Below are 17738 nucleotides of genomic sequence, written 5' to 3' on the forward strand. Positions count from 1 at the left end.
TGCCCTTCGAGGCCGCCTGGATGGTCTGGATGCCGTTCGACATGCCGTCGAGCAGACCGTTGAGCTGGTCGGCGCGGTTGTTGAGCGACTGGCTGGTGAAGTAATTCACCGGGTTGTCGACAGCCGAGTTCACCTTCTTGCCGGTGGCGAGACGGGACTGGATCTGGTTTGCCTGAGCGGCAGTGTTCTGCAGGGTTTGCAGGTTGCTGCGGACGCCGGCAGAGAGAGAAACGGCCATTTGTATTTACCTTCTGGTAAGGAGCCTTCTGGCGCCCAGGCCGTTCTGGCCAGGACCGGGTGACCCTGCTGCCCCAGCCCGTAACAACCGGTAAATTTCAGCCGTCGAATTGAAGCGGACCGGCGGCTTGTCGGAGGATGGTTAAGCAGCCTCTAACGCAGCGCGGCATGGCTGGAACGCCGGAGCCCCAAACGCAAACCGCCCGCGCAAAGGCGGGCGGTTTGCGTGTCGGGTATGGAGAGCGGGAACCCTGTCAGGCGGTCCGCTCGATCTGGTGAGAAGGCTCCTCGGCTTCTCGGGCCCGCTCGCTGAGTTCGCGCGAGTAGGCGCGCAGTTTCAGGAGTGTCTCGTCCGGCAGTTGCGAGATCGTCTCGCCGGTCTGCGGGTCCTTCTTCTGCAGCACGATCGCCCGGGTCTGCGGATCGATGATCAGCTTGCGCTCGATCGTTTCGTCTGTCGTGCGGACCGCTTCGCGATTGTTCTGGGCGTTGGTGCGGGCGCGGCGCTCGCCATCGGCACGGCTCTGCGCGTCGCGTGTCTCGGCGCGCACCTCGACATTGACGGCTGAGCCCGCAGAGGCGGATTGCACGGTCTTTTCGGGGGGAAGATCCACGGCGACGCTGCCGGCCTGGGCCGTCACGTCCGCGCGGGCGACAGGCGGAGCGCCGGTAACGGCGGCGAGCCTGGGGGCGTTGCCAAAATCCATGACCACTCCTTCTGGAGTCGTTCACGGCGCCGTTGCGCCGCTCTCGTCCTCTGCCGGGAACAGGACGTGGTTACCCGACACTGCGGAGATTGGCAGAAAAGATTGAATCCGGCGTCAAGAAATTAGGTAAATCTTTAGGGTTTCCGGCGCAGCTGCGGCATAAACCCTTTTTAAACCAAGGGGCTGGCGTTCACGGCGCAGGAGGCGAAGGGCGCTTCGCCCCGTCACAGCCGGCGCGAGACGACCAATGGCCCGGAATTGGGGCGGGCGAAGACGCCGGCGCCGACGGTGGCCGTCGGGCCGTAGCCATTGGCGCGCATCGGCCTGTTGGCGTCGGCCGCGAGATCTCGCACCACCGATTCCGAGACGGCGCGTGCCGTCGCCAGCACGATCTGGTTGGTCTCGATCAGGCCCTGGAAGGCGTGGTGCGCCTCCTTCAGCCGCTTGACCTGGTCCGGCACGAAGCGGGCGAGCGCGACGGCATTGAGCTTCACCTGCTCGACGCCGCGCATATAGATGCCGGCAAGCTCGGTCTTGCGCGGCTCGCGGGTCATCGCTTCCGGCAGGCGGCCGGCGCGGACCAGCTCGGTCTCCTCGCCGACGAGATGCGAGAGGGCACCGAGCGCCTCCAGGACGGCCTCGATCAGGGCGCGCGCGCTGAGGGCGTCGGCGATGCGCGGGCGCTCGTCGAGGATCGGCTTAGCGGCCAGCATTCTGGACTCCGCCGGCGGCCTGTTCCTGCAGATTGATCAGGTCGCGCATGATCTGGTTGGAGAGGCCGATGCCGCCGGCCTTTTGAATCTGCTTGGCATATTGCTGGGTCAGCTGCGAACGCCAGATGCCGCCGCCGGTGCCGTTCTCGCCGAGCGGGCCCTCGCCGGTTTCGCCGGCGAAGAGCTTCTCGGTCATCTGCTCGAGGAACATGGTCTCGAAATCGTCGGCCTGCTTCTTCGCCTTGGCCTTGGCCGGGTCGAGCGCGTCGGCGATGCCGCCAGCGACCTTGCCGGCGACGCCGAGGGCGAGATTCGCGGCGGGAAGCGCGAGGGCAACAGTCATCACATCACCTCGATTTCGGCCTGCAGCGCGCCTGCCGACTTGATGGCCTGGAGAATGGAGATCAGGTCGCGCGGGCCGATGCCGAGCGCGTTGAGCCCGTCGACCAGCTCGGCCAGCGATACGCTCTCGCGGACGAGGGCGAGCTTGTTGCCGCCGCCGGTGTCGACCTTGACGCTGGTCTGTGGCGTCACGACGGTGCGGCCGCGGGAGAAGGGCTCGGGCTGGGAGACCTGGGGCGTCTCGCTGATCGTGACGGTGAGGTTGCCTTGCGCCACGGCCACCGTGGAGACGCGGACGTCCTTGCCCATCACGATGATGCCGGAGCGCTCGTCGATGACGATGCGGGCGAGCTGATCGGGTTCGACGCGCAATTGCTCGATATCGGTGAGCAGCTTGATCATGTTGCCCTTGAAGCGGGCGGGGATCTGCAGGACCACGGTCGAGGGATCGGTCGGCTCGGCCGAGTCACCGCCGACGAACTCGTTGATCGCGGCGGCCATGCGGCGCGCGGTGGTGAAGTCGGGATTGCGCAGCGACAGGCGCAGCGTCTGGAGCTTGTTCAGCGCAAAGTCGATCTCGCGCTCGACGACGCCGCCATTGGCGATGCGGCCGACGGTCGGCACGCCACGGGTGATCTTGCTGGCGTCGCCCTCGGCCGAGAAGCCGGAGATCGCGACCGGCCCCTGCGACACGGCATAGACCTCGCCATCGGCGCCGAGCAGGGGGGTGACGAGCAGCGTGCCGCCCTGCAGCGACTTGGAGTCGCCCATGGCGGAGACGGTCACGTCCACGCGGGTGCCTTGCGTGGCGAAGGGCGGCAGGCTGGCGGTCACCATCACGGCGGCGACATTGGCGGTACGCATGTTGGCGCCGCGGGTGTTGACGCCGAGCCGCTCCAGCATCGCCTGTAGCGACTGCTTGGTGAAAGGCGTGTTATTGAGCGTGTCACCGGTGCCGTTGAGGCCGACGACGATGCCGTAGCCGAGGAGCTGGTTGGTGCGCACGCCCTCGACCGAGGCGAGGTCCTTGATGCGGGAGAGCGCGAACACCGGCTGCGACGACAGGCCGACGACCACGGCCAGCATCGCGGCCAGCGGCTTCAGCAGCGTCTTCAGGGCGGGGTTGCGGAACATGTGTCGGGCACCAAGGGATAGTTGAACTCGCCACAGCCCTTGCGAGCGGCGTGCCAAACCGCTCAAAATTGAAAAGCCTTGTTTGTCAGTCCTTTGCAGTTCGGCGGTATGGTCGGGAGGCTCTTGCGGAGCCTGCGCTTCCTGCCGGGGCGGCAGTTTCTGCCGGGCAGTTTACCGGCTGTTAACCGTCTTCCGGCAAGAGTTCGTTAACCCTTCCAGATCGTCGCGCGTCCTATCGGACGCAAAGTGACGATCTGGATCATTATCCAGGCATCGGACCGAAAAGTGGCATCCACTTTTCGGTCCGATGCCTCCAGAGGCCGCCGATGATCAGGATCGACCAGCGCGCGCCCGTCTCGAATGCCGGCCCGGCCAGTTCCGCGAGGCGCTCGAGCGGCGCGGCCTTCACGCTTCCGACGCAGGACAGCGCGACCGCGGCCCGCAGCAGCGGCGTCAGCGCGGCCGGCCCGCTCGACACCTTGCTCGCCGTTCAGGCGCAGGAAGATTCGCAGGATCGCAAGCGCCGGCAGGCCAGGCGCGGGCATGACCTGCTCGACGGGCTCGACCGGCTGAAGGCGGCGCTGCTCGCCGGGCGTGTGCTGCCATCGGAGCTGGAGCGGCTGCGCACGACGCTGGCGCTCAGGCGCGAGACGACGGACGATCCGCGGCTCGACGAGGTTCTCGCCCATATCGAGTTGCGCGCCGCGGTGGAGCTCGCCAAGCTCGGCCGCTAGCTGACTCCGCCTGATCGCCCGGATCGGAGCCATCGCAGCATGGTGCTGATCCTCACTTCGCCCGGGTGCAGTCGCTCGGTGGCGGCGCGCCCTTGAAGCGCTGTTCCATCCAGTCCACTGCGGCGGCGGCGCTGTCCTCGGCTGCCGGCAGATGGCCTACGCCCTGCAGCGCCACGAACCGCACCGAATTTCCGGCGCGGCAGAGCCTGTCGGCATAGTCGCGCGTGACCTGCGGCCTGACCAGCGTGTCGTCCGTGCCCTGCGCGAGGAAGACCGGGATGCTGCGCGGCACGAGGCCGGGCGAATTCCGATCGAGAAGCGAGCGCCAGGGCTCGTGGGCGGCGAAGTCCTCGTCGACGAGGAACTTGCGCTCCAGTGCCTTGGTCGGGCGCAGCCGGCGCAGGATATCGGACAGGCTCTCGATGCAGTCCGCGGCGAGTTCGTCGACGACGGGAATCGCCTGTGGGTAGACGACCTTGTCGAGGGGGGCCTTGTAGACGCGCGCCCACGACCAGAGGGTCATCGCGGTCAGGTTGCGGCCCCCGTCGGTCTCGATGTCGTCGGCCAGGAGCGGCCTGAGCTCGGTCGCAGGCGCGGCGGCCGCGACGCCGACCAGATCGAGCTCGGGGGCCAGGCGTTTCGCCAGGATGCCGGTGAAGAGCGCCGCGTGCCCGCCCTGCGAATGGCCCCAGACGGCGAAGCGTCGCCCGGCGGAGGCGCCGGCAAGCTGGCGAGCCGCCCGCACCGAGTCGACCACGGAGCGGCCCTCGCTCTCACCGACCAGATAGGGATGTGTCCCGGGCCCGCCGAGGCCGGCGTAATCGGTCGCCGCGACGATGTATCCGCGCGCGATCATCGCGCGCAGGCCCTGGATCGACAGGAAGATGCCGCCGGAGCGCGACGGCCCGCATTGCGGCTGGACGCCGGTCGTCGGATGGGCCCAGGCCACGACCGGGCGGCCTCCGGGTGGAACGGGTCCCGACGGGACGATCGCAATGCCAGAGACGGCGATCGGCTTGCCGTCGAGCCCGCGCGAGCGATAGAGCATCCGATAGGCCGTAGCGCCGTCGGGCGTGCCGTTCAGGATTTCCGTCCGGATCACCGTTCCGGGAAGCCCTCCGGCAATCTCGGCGGCCGTCGCCGTGTAGAGAGCCGACTGTGCCCCGGCCGGTGCGATGGAGAAGGCGGCCGACATCCAGACCAGCAGGGTAATGACGAGCCGCATGGATGTGTCTCCGCGGAGCAGGCGCAGGCTTCAGATTCTCCGGTGATTAGCCCGGATACCGTTTAGCAATTGCTTCCGCGGCGGCGCCGGGACGTGCCGATCATGGACGGCCCGGCCGCCGGGCAGGCGGGCCGCGCATCGCTCACCGGATGAACTGGTCGACGTATTCGGCGCCCAGCCCATTGCCCGCATAATGGGCGCGGCATTTGTCGATGCGGGTGAAGACGTCGTCATAGCCGAGGCATTTGCCGTCCGGGTCGACATAGATCATCGCGCCATTGACCTGGAACATGGTGATCATCTCTTCCGTCTCGGGATCGACCACCAGCGTATGCGTCTCGCCGGGCGCCTCGTAGACATAGGAGCCCTCGGTCGCGACCCAGTCATGCTCCAGATAGCGCCACTTGCCTTTCAGCACATAGCCATGGACCGGAAGCGGATGGCGGTGGCGCGAGAGCACGCCGGCGCGGCGGACCTTGAGCAGGTTCATCCAGTAGCCGCGAGAGGTGCAGAGGAGCAGAGGCCGGAACCAGACATTGTCGTCGACCGGGACCCAGACGCGCTCGTCGGTCGGGATCACGTTCGGGACGACCAACTCCGGTGGCGATTCCTTCGGCTGGGGGTGGCGATAGGGCGTCCAGCGCTCCTCCTGCGTGGCCGCGACGGGCATCGGGCTCGTCGTGTTCATGGTGTCTCTCCCGTGCTGATGTTCTGATTCAATCCGCGCACAATTCGATTCAGGTTTGCGGCCCAAGTCCTTAGGCCGGAATCGCTTTTCTAGACGGCGAGATAGCCGCCATCGACCGGCAGTATCGCGCCGGTGACGAACTGGGCGGCGTCCGAGAGCAGGAAGGCGATGGCGCCGCCGACATCGCCGGGCTTGCCCCAGCGACCCATCGGCGTGCGAGCGAGGATCGGGGCCGAGCGCTCGGCATCCTCGACCAGCGGGCGGGTCAGCTCGGTCTCGATCCAGCCAGGCGCCACCGCGTTGACGCGGATGCCCTCCCGCGCCCAGGCGGCGGCGAGCGACTTGGTGAGCTGGCCGATGCCGCCCTTCGAGGCCGCATAACCCGGCGCGAAGGGCGAGCCGTGGAAGGTCAGCATCGAGGCGATGTTGACGATGGCGCCGCCGGCCTTGTCCGCGCCCTTGGCGGCGAGCTTGTCCTTGGCGGCGAGGCACATCCGCATCGTACCGTTGAGATTGACCTCGATGGTCAGGCGGAACGCGTCGATCTCGAACTCCTTGCCGCCGCGCTGGATCATGCCGGCGCAGTTCACCAGTGCGTCGAGGCGCGGGCAGGTCGCGACGATCGCGGCGACCTCGGCGTCACGGGTCACGTCGAGCCGGGCGTGGCGGATGGCGGGGTGGGCCGGCGGCGCCGCGACCTCCTCTTCCGTCAGACCGGTGGCGAGTACGTCATAGCCCGCGGTGGCGAGCGCGAGGGCGGCGCCGGCGCCGATGCCGCGCGTGCCGCCGGTGACGAGGGCGAATTTGGTCGAAGTCGAGTGTGTCATGGAGCGAGGCTAGAGCGGCCCGCGTCCAGGGGGAAGGCAGGATGATGCAGGCCGCCATGCGATGGCGGCCGTGACGGTCAGTTCCACTTGTACTTCAAGGAGAGCATCGCCTGGCCGCGCGTTTCGAAATCACTGGCGACGAGCGGCACCTTGCGCGCCAGCGTCACGTCGAATGAGGTCTGCCACGGCAGATCGGCGAGCTTGGCGAGATCGACCGAGAGCTTCATCTCCGGAGTCATCGCGGTGTGGATGCCGTCACCCGGTGCGAAGACGTAAGTCCCGCCCATCGTGAGCTGCGAGGTCAGGGTGAGGTGCGGGAACAGCTCCTGCCGGTAGCCGATCAAGGCCTCGCCGATCTGCTCGGGATTGCCGTAGAGCGAGCTGCCTCCGCCGGTGGCGAGACCCCAGATGAAGCCTTTGCCCGCTCCTGCCGGCTGGGCGAGGCGCCAGCGCAGCTCGGCGTTCCGGGTCGCACCGATGCTTGCCGGATCGGAGAGCGTGGTCGAGAGCGAGAAGGCTCCTCGGTCCAGCTTGAAGCCGACCGAACGGTCCGGCGTCGTGCTCATCGTGTGCTGGCGGGCGGCGAAGCCCTTGCGGATGATGTCGACCGGGATCGGCGCCCGCGCCCGCAGATGCGCGCCGGAGGCGGCGGCGCGGCCGAGCGCAGCCAGCCCCGGATCGAAGACGATGGCGTCGGGCTCGCTCGCGGCGAGCGCCGGCATCTCGTCGGCGTCAGGATCGATCAATGCGCCGCGCGGGATCGGCAGCGGCGTGGCAGGCTGTTCCTCGTCCGTAAGCGGGGCGGAGGCGAGGGCCGGGCTGAGCAGCGCCGCGAGAAGGATTGCGGCCGGCTGGAGGCCGGCGCGGATATCGAAAATGAAACGGAACACGTCGTTCGTCCTGTCGCTATGACGAGCGGCAGGACAGGCTAGGCGGGGAAGATGCCGATTTTGCGGCAGTGCAACATAAAGATTGTTGCGTGAGATTGCCCGAAAGCCGCGCTTCCCCCGCCGCCCCGAACCCGCGGCGCGCTTTCCCTTCGGCCGAGATCGGCCGAAGGACAAGAATTCGCGCCTAATCAAATCACTGAGCATGTTCTGGGCCGCAAAAGTGGTTTCCACTTTTGCGGAACATGCTCTAGGAAGCGACCCAGCCGTGGACCGTGGCCGAAAGCCGCGATTTCGGATCGTTCTATCTGGAGAGAACAGGGGTCATCGCATGAGCAAGATCAAGGTCGCCAACCCGGTCGTCGACATGGACGGCGACGAGATGACCCGGATCATCTGGCAGAAGATCAAGGACACCCTGATCTTCCCGTATCTGGATCTCGAGCTCGATTATTACGACCTCTCGGTCGAGAACCGCGACGCAACCAACGACCAGGTCACGATCGACGCCGCCAACGCCACCAAGAAGCATGGCGTCGCGGTCAAGTGCGCGACCATCACGCCGGACGAAGGCCGCGTGAAGGAGTTCAACCTCAAGGAAATGTGGAAGTCGCCGAACGGCACGATCCGCAACATCCTCGGCGGCGTGATCTTCCGCGAGCCGATCATCTGCAAGAACGTGCCGCGCCTGGTGCCGGGCTGGACCCAGCCGATCGTCATCGGCCGTCACGCCTTCGGCGACCAGTACCGCGCGACCGACTTCAAGTTCCCGGGCAAGGGCACGCTCTCGATCAAGTTCGTTGGCGAGGACGGCAAGGTCATCGAGAAGGAGGTCTTCAAGGCCCCCGAGGCTGGCGTCGCCATGGCGATGTACAATCTCGACGACTCGATCCGCGACTTCGCCCGCGCCTCGCTGAACTACGGCCTGATCCGCAAGTACCCGGTCTATCTCTCGACCAAGAACACCATCCTCAAGACCTATGATGGCCGCTTCAAGGACATCTTCGAGGAGATCTACCAGGCCGAGTTCAAGGCCGAGTTCGACAAGCTCGGCATCACCTACGAGCACCGCCTGATCGACGACATGGTCGCTTCGGCGATGAAGTGGTCGGGCGGCTATGTCTGGGCCTGCAAGAACTACGACGGCGACGTGCAGTCCGACACGGTGGCGCAGGGCTTCGGCTCGCTGGGCCTGATGACCTCGGTGCTGATGACGCCCGACGGCAAGACCGTCGAGGCCGAGGCCGCGCACGGCACGGTGACCCGTCACTATCGCGAGCACCAGAAGGGCAAGGAGACCTCGACGAACTCGATCGCCTCGATCTTCGCCTGGACCCGTGGCCTCGCGCACCGCGCCAAGCTCGACAACAATGCCGAGCTCGCCAAGTTCGCTTCGCTGCTGGAGAAGGTCACGGTCGACACGGTCGAGGCCGGCGACATGACCAAGGACCTCGCCCTGCTGGTCGGCGCCGAGCAGAAGTGGCTCTCGACCACCGGCTTCCTCGAGAAGGTCAGCGACAACATGCGCAAGGCGATGGCTGCCTGATTTCAGGCGCTCGCTTGCGTGGTATGAGAAGCCCGGCCGAAAGGCCGGGCTTTTTCATGCGCCGCGCCAGCTCGCAGTGATCAGGTCTTCCGGGCCACGATATAGGGGCGCCAGTGCGTGCCCTTGCTCGCATGGTTCTCGACGTTCAGAATCTGAAAACCCGTTGCAGACACGCGTTCCTTCAGCTCCGCCGCGCGGAAGACGGCAGCATAGGGCGCCAGCCGGAGCGCCCGCATCACGGGCAGGGCAGCGTATCCGACGAGCGGGTTCATGTCCCCGATACAGGGGGTCTTGGAGATGAACAGCCCGCCCTCGGCGAGCAGCGCATGGATACGGCGCAGCGTGCCAGGCAGGTCACGCACCAGATGGAGGTAGCTGAAGCCCAGAACGGCGTCGAAACGCTCATCGGGTGCGAGCGCTTCCACTGTCGCGACGCGGAAGCTCAACCCTGGGATCGTCTCGGTCGCCTGCTTCTGCTCGGCAATCGCGATCATGCCGGTGGAGATATCGGTCGCCAGATAGCTTTGCACGCTATCGGCCAGTCTGAGCGCCGTCGATCCGGTGCCGCAGCCGAGTTCCAGCACCCGGTCCTGCGGTTTCAGCAATTCACGCGTGCGATCCAGCGTGCGTTCATAGCCGGCCTGATCCGAGATGGCGCTGCGGGCATACCGGCTGGACGTTCGATCCCAGAAACGGGCGTCATTCACGGCGTTCATCCTTCGTCGCTCCCTTAGGTAAGGACGGTATAGGCAGCGAAGATTGCTGGAATTTTACGCGAAGGGGCTCATTCGACCTTCACGACGCGCCGCGCGAGAATGCGATGCTCCGCCAGCGGCGCATGCAGAATATAGCGCAGCTCATAGACGCCCGGCTGGTCCGGTGCCTCCAGCGTCGCCTCGACATTCTCGGCCGGGAAGAAGCGCGGGCCGTCGGCATCGGCCGGCGCTTCGGGCCTCACCAGCATGACGCGGTCCTGCTCGCCATTCGGGCCGATGCCGCGCACAGGCAGGCCCTGGCCGCGGCCGACGCGCTCCGGCGCCGCCAGCGTCGCGCGCGGCTCGGTCGTGGCGAGCGGCTGGCGCAGCAGGATCACGGGCGCGCCGTCCTTCTCCATGGTGAGGCGCAGTTCATAAGCGCCGACGGCGCCCGGCGTCGGCAGGGCAGGGACCGCAGTCTTGGGCTCGACGACGACGATCGCTTTGCTTGCGGGATCGTCCGTCCGGGCGATGGCGAGGCGGGCGCCTTGCGGTGCATTGCTCAGGAAGACGCTGAGCGGCGCGCCGGCGACGATGGTGCGGGCCGCGGAGAGGGCGGGGGTGTCGCTGCGGCGCGGAGCGGGTTTCGTTTGCGCAGCAGCCAGCACCGGCAGGAGCAGGGCAGCGAGCGCGATCAGGGAGCGGCGTTTCACGTTCATCCTCTCGCCAGCGTCCGAATGCGCTCGGCAAGCCGGGGGTGGCGCATGGTCAGTGCCCGGAAATCGACGGGATCGAGCACCAGAAGCTTGGAAGGAGCCGTCGCCACCGCTGCTTGCGGGCAGGGGGAATGGCTTGCGATGGCGATATCATCGAGTTGGAGTTCGCCGAAAAAATGGCCTTCGTCGAGCCGGTCGCGACTATTGGCGAGCGCGACCTCGACCTCGCCGCTGGCGATGAAATAGAGCGCCCGGCCGGGCTCGCCCTGATGCATGATAACCGCGCCTGAACGCACCGACTGGGCGCGCAGGAACTGCATCACGGTGGCGATCTCGCTCGCGTCGAGCCCGCCGAACAGCGGCACACGCGCGATCATGCTCCAGGTCACGACGAATTCACGCCGGTGGATCTCCTGCGCGAAGGCCGTGGCGACGATGCCGACCGGCAGGGCCAGCATGACGAGGCCAAGCACGGCGGTGACAGCCGCGACACCCTTGCCGGCCACCGTCACCGGATAGACATCGCCATAGCCGACCGTGGTCAGGGTGATGATCGCCCACCACATCGCATCGGGGATCGTGCCGAACTTGTCGGGCTGGGCTTCATGCTCGACGAGATGCATGGCACTCGCCGCGACCAGCATCACGCCCATCAGGATGACGAAGCAGGCGACCAGCGCCTTGCGCTCCGCCGTCAGCGCCGCCGCGAGCGAGGCCATGCCGGGCGAATAGCGCCCGAGCTTGAAGAAGCGCAGCAGGCGCAGCAGCAGGAGAATACGGATCTCGCCGAAGCCGACCAGGCTGGCGGCGAGCGGCAGGATCGCGAGCAGGTCGATGATGGCCGGGAAGGTGCGAAGATAGGCGAGCCGCGCGCGGATCGCGCTCATCCCACGATAGCGGGCATGCTCGGGCGCGATCCAGATGCGGATGGCGTATTCGACCGTGAAGACCGCGAGCGAGATGCGCTCCAGCAGATCGAAGCCCGGCCCGAAGCGGGCGGCGAGCGTGGGGACCGATTCCAGCACGATCGCCAGCACGTTGGCGCAGATCAACGCGACCAGTGCCCGGTGGATCACGGTGGCGACGAGATCGTCGCCGGCGCCGTGGTCGAGCCACAGGTGAACCTGCCACCGCCAGCCCCTTTGAGGCGTGGCGGCGGCCATCTCCGCCTCAGCCCATCGCCGCCGCGACGGCGTCGAGCGCGGCTTGCGCCTTGCTGCCGTCCGGCCCGCCGGCCTGGGCCATGTCGCGGCGTCCGCCGCCACCCTTGCCGCCGAGCTGCTCGGAGGCGACGCGGACCAGCGCGACCGCGTCGAAGCGCTCGGTCATATCAGGCGTGACGCCGACGACGACGCCGGCCTTGCCGTCATCGGCGACGCCGACGATGGCGACGACACCGGAGCCGACGCGCGTCTTGGCTTCGTCGGCGAGGCTCTTCAGGTCCTTCATCTCGATGCCGGTGACCGCACGGGCCAGGAGCTTCGCGCCGGCGATCTCCTGGATCGGATCCTCGGCCGCGCCGCCACCGCCCATGGCGAGCTTCTTGCGGGCCTCGGTCAATTCGCGGTCGAGCTTGCGGCGTTCCTCGATCAGCGCGGCCAGGCGGTTGCCGGCCTCGTTGGCTGGGACCTTGAGCAGGCTCGCGAGCCCGTCGAGCAGGCGCGATTCCTCGTTGAGGCGCAGGCGCGCACCATTGCCGGTCATGGCTTCGAGGCGGCGCACGCCGGCCGCCACCGCGCCTTCGCCGACGACGCTGACGAGGCCGATATCACCGGTACGCGAGGCATGCGTGCCGCCGCAGAGCTCGACCGAATAGGCGCGGCCGGCCGGGTTCGTGCCCATCGCGACGACGCGAACCTCGTCGCCGTATTTCTCGCCGAAGAGGGCCCGCGCCCCGGACGCGATCGCCTCGTCGACGCTCATCAGGCGGGTGGTGACCGGCTCGTTCTGGAGGACGATCGCATTGGCGATCTCCTCGACCTCGCGCAGTTCCTCGGCGCTGATCGGCTTCGGGTGTGAGAAGTCGAAGCGCAGGCGATCGGCCGAAACAAGCGAACCCTTCTGCGCGACATGGTCGCCGAGGACGAGGCGCAGTGCCTCGTGCAGCAGGTGGGTCGCCGAATGGTTGGCGCGGATCGCGGTGCGGCGCTCATGGTCGACGACGAGCTCGACGGCGGCGCCGAGCTTCAATTCGCCTTCCTTGACCGTGATGCTATGGGCGAAGACGTCGCCGAGCTTCTTCTGGACGTCCGTGACCTCGACAACCGTGCCCGGCGCCTTGACTAGGCCGGCATCGCCGACCTGGCCGCCGGATTCGCCATAGAACGGCGTCTGGTTGACCAGCATGAAGCCGCTCTCGCCGGCCTTCAGGGCCTGGACCTCGGCATTGTCGCGGATCAGCGCGGTGACGACGCCCTCGGCGGTCTCGGTGTCGTAGCCCAGGAACTCGGTCGCGCCGACCTTGTCGCGCAGCGGGAACCAGAGCGTCTCGGTTGCAGCCTCGCCGGAGCCGGACCAGGCGGCCCGCGCCTTGGCCTTCTGCTGCTGCATGGCGGCGTCGAAGCCCTCGATATCGACCGTGATCTCGCGGGCGCGCAGCGCGTCCTGCGTCAGGTCGAGCGGGAAGCCATAGGTGTCGTAGAGCGTGAAGGCGACATCGCCCTTGAGGCTCTGGCCGGCGGTCAGGTCCTTCGAGGCGTCGTCGAGCAGGGTGAGGCCGCGCGCCAGCGTGGTGCGGAAGCGCGTTTCCTCGAGCTTCAGCGTCTCGGTGATCAGAGCCTCGGCGCGCAGCAATTCGGGATAGGCGCGGCCCATCTCGCGGGTGAGGGCAGGTACAAGCTTGTAGAGCAGCGGCTCCTTGGCGCCGAGGAGCTGCGCATGGCGCATGCCGCGGCGCATGATCCGGCGCAGGACATAGCCGCGACCTTCGTTCGAAGGCAGCACGCCATCGGCGATCAGGAAGGACGCGCAGCGCAGATGGTCGGCGATGACGCGATGGCTCGCCTTCATCGGGCCATCCGGATCGATCGAGGTCAGGTCGGCGATCGCGGTGATCAGGGCGCGGAACAGGTCGATATTGTAGTTGTCATGCGTGCCCTGGAGCACGGCCGCGATGCGCTCCAACCCCATGCCGGTATCGATCGAGGGGCGGGGCAGGTTGGTGCGGATGCCGCCGGCCGCTTCCTCGTATTGCATGAAGACGAGGTTCCAGATCTCGATGAAGCGATCGCCGTCCTGCTCGGCCGAGCCGGGCGGGCCGCCCCAGATATGGTCGCCGTGATCGTAGAAGATCTCGGAGCAGGGACCGCAGGGGCCAGTATCGCCCATCCGCCAGAAGTTATCCGAGGTGGGGATGCGGATGATCTTGTCGTCGGTCAGGCCGGCGATCTTCTTCCAGAGCGCGTGCGCCTCGTCGTCCTCGGAATAGACGGTGACCGTCAGCTTGTCCTTGGGCAGGCCGAATTCGCGGGTGACCAGCGTCCAGGCGTGGTGGATCGCCTGTTCCTTGAAATAGTCGCCGAAGGAGAAGTTCCCCAGCATCTCGAAGAAAGTGTGGTGACGCGCGGTGTAGCCGACATTGTCGAGGTCGTTGTGCTTGCCACCGGCGCGCACGCATTTCTGGGCCGTGGTGGCGCGCGAATAGGGGCGCTTCTCCTGGCCGGTGAAGACGTTCTTGAACTGCACCATGCCCGAATTGGCGAACATCAGCGTCGGGTCGTTGCGCGGCACGAGTGGGCTCGACGGCACGATCTCGTGGCCCTGGGACTTGAAGTAGTCGAGGAAGGTCGACCGGATATCGTTGACGCCGCTCATCGCTCTTTTGCGCTCTGATCTTGGGCAGGAGGCCGGGCTCGCGCTCGGCGGGAAGAACCGGTTCTAGTCAGGCGGTTGGCACCTGTCCAGAAAGCTTGATGCAGCGCACCAGCCGCAAGGCCTTATCGGCAAACGAAAACAGGCGGTCCGAAGACCGCCCGCTTGATAGAGGAGGGCAAGAATAGCTCTGCCCGTCATTGGCACTCTCTGCGTCATCCCGGGCTTGACCCGGGATCCATCGTAGAACGCAGAGCCCTATGATGGATTCCGGATCGGCGCCGCTCCGCGGCTTGTCCGGAATGACGGCTGTGCCCGTGTTCCCTCAGGCCTCGCCTTCGTCGAGATCGTCCGCGGTCGGGTCCGCCTGATCGAGGATGCGGTCGGCGACGAGGCCGGAATTCTGGCGGATCGTCGCTTCAATCTTGGCGGCGACGTCTGGATTGGTCTTGAGGAAGGTCTTGGCGTTCTCGCGGCCCTGGCCGAGGCGCTGGCTGTCGAAGGAGAACCAGGCGCCGGCCTTCTCGACCATGCCGGCCTTGACGCCGAGATCGATCAGTTCGCCGACCTTCGATATGCCCTCGCCGAACATGATGTCGAACTCGACCTGCTTGAAGGGTGGCGCGACCTTGTTCTTGACGACCTTGACGCGAACCTGGTTGCCGGTCGCCTCGTCGCGCTCCTTCAGCGTCGAGACGCGGCGGATGTCGAGGCGCACCGAAGCATAGAACTTGAGCGCGTTGCCGCCGGTCGTGGTCTCCGGCGAACCGTACATCACGCCGATCTTCATGCGGATCTGGTTGATGAAGATGACCATGCAGTTCGAGCGCGAGATCGAGGCGGTGAGCTTGCGCAGGGCCTGGCTCATCAGGCGGGCCTGGAGGCCCGGCTGGACGTCGCCCATCTCGCCCTCGATCTCGGCGCGGGGCGTCAGCGCCGCGACGGAGTCGACCACGAGCACGTCGATCGCGCCGGAGCGGACGAGCGTGTCGGTGATTTCAAGTGCCTGCTCGCCGGTATCGGGCTGCGAGATCAGCAGGTCGTCGAGATTGACGCCGAGCTTGCGGGCATAGACCGGGTCGAGCGCATGTTCGGCATCGACGAAGGCGCAAACGCCGCCCTTCTTCTGGGCCTCGGCGATGGTGTGCAGCGCCAGCGTGGTCTTGCCCGAGGATTCCGGCCCGTAGATCTCGATGACGCGGCCCTTGGGCAGGCCGCCGACGCCGAGCGCGATGTCGAGGCCGAGCGAACCGGTCGAAATCGTCTCGATCTCGATCGCCTGCGGGTTCTTGCCGAGCCGCATGATCGAGCCCTTGCCGAAGGCGCGTTCGATCTGGGAGAGCGCCGCATCCAGCGCCTTGGCCTTGTCCATCGAGGAGCCTTCCACGAGTTTGAGATTCGCCTGATTCACGTTTCGGGCTCCTTATGGCAGGGCGACGGGGACATCTCAATGCGTCTTGACATGAGAATGGTCACGCTTTGTTCCTGTCGGCAAGTTCTTTTTTTGTTCTCGATGTCAGTTCCTGTCAGGAGGCGGTTGCTGGGCGTTATGGAGCGCTTGTCCCAGGGGACTGCGCTGCTCGCGCCAGTGCTGCTGCCGCCCGGCCCGCCGCTTCGATATAGCCGGGGTCGCGATGCACCAACATAATGGAGAACGCTCCGTCCATCAGCAGGACGACCTGGCGGGCCAGCTCGGCTGAGGGCGGGATGCCGCCCGCCGCGCAGGCGCCGGCGAGCCAGGCCTCGAAGCCGGCCTTGTGGCGCGCGCCGATTCTGACGGCGGGGTGGCCGGGCAGCGGGGCGAGTTCGGCGGCGGTACGCAGAAAGCCGCAGCCCTTCCAGCGCGGATGGCGCGCCGAGCGGGCGAGCTGACGGAAGATCGCTTCGATTTTGTCCGGCAGTCCCCCGTCGGCTTCGTCGAACCACCGCGCCATGAGGGCGAGATTGGGCTGGTCGCGCGCGTCGAGATAGGCTGCGACGAGATCGTCCTTGCTCTCGAAATGATAATAGAGCGTACGCTTGGTCACCCCGGCCTTTGCTGCGACCGAGTCGACGCTGACCGCGCGGATTCCCTCATCATAGAAGAGCCGGCTGGCGGCATCGACGATGCGCTTGCGGGTAGGGCTGTCGGGCTTCTTCATGATCGATGTATACCGTATAGGTAGTATACATGACAGAGCCGGGCAGACAGCCTTCCGCGGTCGATGACCCAGGAGGTTTTCATGCCTGACCATGATCCCGTTCTCTTCGCCAGCGCTGGCGGAATCGCCACGCTGACACTTAACCGGCCCGACAAGCTCAATGCGCTGAGCTACGAGTTGATCGACCGGCTGCTCGCCCATCTCGACGTCATCGAGGACGACCCGGCCATTCGTGTCGTCATCCTGACGGGCGCCGGGGAACGCGCCTTTTCCGCGGGGGGCGACATTCCCCAGTTCTCAGGCAGCGTCGCCTCGAGCCCGGAGACCGCGGTGCGCGACTTCGTTCGGCGCGGCCAACGGCTGACCGCACGGCTGGAAGCGTTCTGCAAGCCGGTGATCGCCGCAGTGAACGGTCTCGCCTATGGCGGCGGCTGCGAAATTACAGAAGCGGTTCCGCTCGCCATCGCGAGCGAGCGGGCGATCTTCGCCAAGCCGGAGATCAATCTCGGCATGCCGCCGACCTTCGGTGGGACGCAGCGCCTGCCGCGGCTGGCCGGCCGAAAGCGCGCGCTGGAGCTGCTCCTGACCGGGGATCCCTTCCCAGCTGCGCGGGCGCTGGAGCTGGGGCTGGTCAATCACGTCGCGGCGCATCATGATCTGCTGCCGGCAGCGCATGAGCTGGCCCAGCGGATCATGCGGCATTCCCCGCTGGCGACGGCCAGCATCCTGGCGGCGGTCACCCGTGGCATCAATGCCAGCATCGGCGAAGGGCTCTTGATCGAGAGCGAGCAGTTCGCACGCATTGCACCGACCGCGGACCTGCGTGAGGGGCTGGATGCGTGGATGGGGCGGCGCGCTCCGCGCTATATCGGCTCCTGGTCGCGGACTGCGGGACGGGGAGAGACGTGATGACGGACCATACCACCTTTTCACGCGAGAGCTTGGCCGCCTTCCGCGCTGCGGACAGGGCGGGGCCGGTCCAGATGCTCAACCTGATTCGCCTGCATGAGCTGGCGCAGTATCCTGACGGGCGAGGTGGATCTGGGGTCGAGGCCTTCTCCGCCTACGGCCGGATCAGCGAGCCGGTCCTGGCGCGGTTGGGTGGGCGCATCCTGTGGCGGGGCCGCTTTGAGCAGATGCTGATCGGGCCTGAAGCAGAAAATTGGGATGTCTGCTTCATTGCCGAATATCCAAGCGTCGAGGCTTTCGCGGCGCTGTTTCGCGATCCCGTCTACCGTGAGGCGATGCAACACCGACTGGCGGCCGTGAAGGACTGCCGGCTCGTACGATACGGCGCGAGCGTTGCGGGCTCGCGCTTCTCAAACGCCTGAAGCCA

The 17738-nt window shown here is 66.7% G+C and carries 19 protein-coding genes; 4 read left to right on the forward strand and 15 right to left on the reverse strand.

Translation table 11 applies throughout. The features are described from left to right. From ACODTJ_RS21580 to ACODTJ_RS21600, 5 genes are all read right to left on the reverse strand, one after another. Positions 1-238: flagellin N-terminal helical domain-containing protein (locus ACODTJ_RS21580; protein WP_488850021.1), on the reverse strand; the 238-nt coding region annotated here is incomplete at its 3' end. Positions 239-491: 253 nt separating this feature from the next. Then, positions 492-944: a hypothetical protein gene (locus ACODTJ_RS21585; protein ID WP_454656315.1), complete on the reverse strand. Its 453-nt coding sequence runs from the start codon at positions 942-944 to the stop codon at positions 492-494. A 224-nt stretch (positions 945-1168) separates the two neighbouring features. Further along, a complete protein-coding gene (locus tag ACODTJ_RS21590; RefSeq protein WP_377838773.1) occupies positions 1169-1657 on the reverse strand; it encodes a hypothetical protein in 489 nt (162 codons plus the stop codon). Then, complete coding sequence (locus tag ACODTJ_RS21595) at positions 1644-2000, reverse strand: rod-binding protein (protein ID WP_454656316.1); 357 nt, start codon at positions 1998-2000, stop codon at positions 1644-1646. Before ACODTJ_RS21595 ends, ACODTJ_RS21590 begins: the two co-directional genes overlap by 14 nt. Further along, positions 2000-3085, reverse strand: a complete 1086-nt coding sequence (locus ACODTJ_RS21600; protein WP_454658970.1) for a flagellar basal body P-ring protein FlgI — start codon at positions 3083-3085, stop codon at positions 2000-2002. Before ACODTJ_RS21600 ends, ACODTJ_RS21595 begins: the two co-directional genes overlap by 1 nt. Before the next feature lie 374 nt (positions 3086-3459). Between ACODTJ_RS21600 and ACODTJ_RS21605 the strand changes: the two genes are divergently transcribed. Then, entirely contained in the window at positions 3460-3867 is a 408-nt protein-coding gene (locus ACODTJ_RS21605; protein ID WP_454656317.1) for a flagellar assembly protein FliX, read from the forward strand. A gap of 52 nt (positions 3868-3919) precedes the next feature. Here ACODTJ_RS21605 and ACODTJ_RS21610 read toward each other — a convergent pair whose 3' ends face one another. The 4 genes from ACODTJ_RS21610 to ACODTJ_RS21625 all read right to left on the reverse strand — a co-directional run bounded on the left by ACODTJ_RS21610 (position 3920) and on the right by ACODTJ_RS21625 (position 7497). After that, positions 3920-5092, reverse strand: coding sequence for a lipase family protein (locus tag ACODTJ_RS21610; RefSeq protein WP_454656318.1), 1173 nt, complete (start codon positions 5090-5092; stop codon positions 3920-3922). A gap of 142 nt (positions 5093-5234) precedes the next feature. Then, positions 5235-5780, reverse strand: coding sequence for a 2,4'-dihydroxyacetophenone dioxygenase family protein (locus ACODTJ_RS21615; RefSeq protein ID WP_454656319.1), 546 nt, complete (start codon positions 5778-5780; stop codon positions 5235-5237). Positions 5781-5869: 89 nt separating this feature from the next. Beyond that, a complete protein-coding gene (locus ACODTJ_RS21620; protein WP_454656320.1) occupies positions 5870-6607 on the reverse strand; it encodes an SDR family NAD(P)-dependent oxidoreductase in 738 nt (245 codons plus the stop codon). Positions 6608-6684: 77 nt separating this feature from the next. Continuing rightward, entirely contained in the window at positions 6685-7497 is an 813-nt protein-coding gene (locus tag ACODTJ_RS21625) for a hypothetical protein (RefSeq protein ID WP_454656321.1), read from the reverse strand. A gap of 328 nt (positions 7498-7825) precedes the next feature. On the opposite strand from ACODTJ_RS21625, the gene ACODTJ_RS21630 reads away from it, so the two are divergent. Then, positions 7826-9040, forward strand: coding sequence for an NADP-dependent isocitrate dehydrogenase (locus ACODTJ_RS21630; RefSeq protein WP_454656322.1), 1215 nt, complete (start codon positions 7826-7828; stop codon positions 9038-9040). 80 nt (positions 9041-9120) lie between these two features. Here ACODTJ_RS21630 and ACODTJ_RS21635 read toward each other — a convergent pair whose 3' ends face one another. The 6 genes from ACODTJ_RS21635 to ACODTJ_RS21660 form a co-directional block, all read right to left on the reverse strand. Further along, on the reverse strand, positions 9121-9756 hold the full coding sequence (locus ACODTJ_RS21635) for a class I SAM-dependent methyltransferase (RefSeq protein WP_454656323.1): 636 nt from the start codon (positions 9754-9756) through the stop codon (positions 9121-9123). 68 nt (positions 9757-9824) lie between these two features. Beyond that, positions 9825-10448 carry a hypothetical protein gene (locus ACODTJ_RS21640; protein WP_454656324.1) on the reverse strand — a complete coding sequence of 208 codons (624 nt, stop codon included), beginning with the start codon at positions 10446-10448 and terminating at the stop codon, positions 9825-9827. Positions 10449-10450: 2 nt separating this feature from the next. After that, on the reverse strand, positions 10451-11614 hold the full coding sequence (locus ACODTJ_RS21645; RefSeq protein WP_454656325.1) for a cyclic nucleotide-gated ion channel: 1164 nt from the start codon (positions 11612-11614) through the stop codon (positions 10451-10453). 7 nt (positions 11615-11621) lie between these two features. Beyond that, complete coding sequence (alaS, locus tag ACODTJ_RS21650) at positions 11622-14264, reverse strand: alanine--tRNA ligase (protein ID WP_454656326.1); 2643 nt, start codon at positions 14262-14264, stop codon at positions 11622-11624. Positions 14265-14586: 322 nt separating this feature from the next. Then, entirely contained in the window at positions 14587-15633 is a 1047-nt protein-coding gene (gene recA, locus ACODTJ_RS21655; protein WP_257732354.1) for a recombinase RecA, read from the reverse strand. A 175-nt stretch (positions 15634-15808) separates the two neighbouring features. Beyond that, complete coding sequence (locus tag ACODTJ_RS21660; RefSeq protein ID WP_454656327.1) at positions 15809-16402, reverse strand: TetR/AcrR family transcriptional regulator; 594 nt, start codon at positions 16400-16402, stop codon at positions 15809-15811. 81 nt (positions 16403-16483) lie between these two features. Between ACODTJ_RS21660 and ACODTJ_RS21665 the strand changes: the two genes are divergently transcribed. Continuing rightward, on the forward strand, positions 16484-17311 hold the full coding sequence (locus ACODTJ_RS21665; RefSeq protein ID WP_488850028.1) for a crotonase/enoyl-CoA hydratase family protein: 828 nt from the start codon (positions 16484-16486) through the stop codon (positions 17309-17311). After that, positions 17311-17733, forward strand: a complete 423-nt coding sequence (locus tag ACODTJ_RS21670; RefSeq protein WP_488850030.1) for a DUF1330 domain-containing protein — start codon at positions 17311-17313, stop codon at positions 17731-17733. The genes ACODTJ_RS21665 and ACODTJ_RS21670 overlap by 1 nt, the downstream gene beginning before the upstream one ends. Positions 17734-17738 lie beyond the last annotated feature (5 nt).

Source organism: Allobosea sp. FG18, assembly GCF_057809495.1.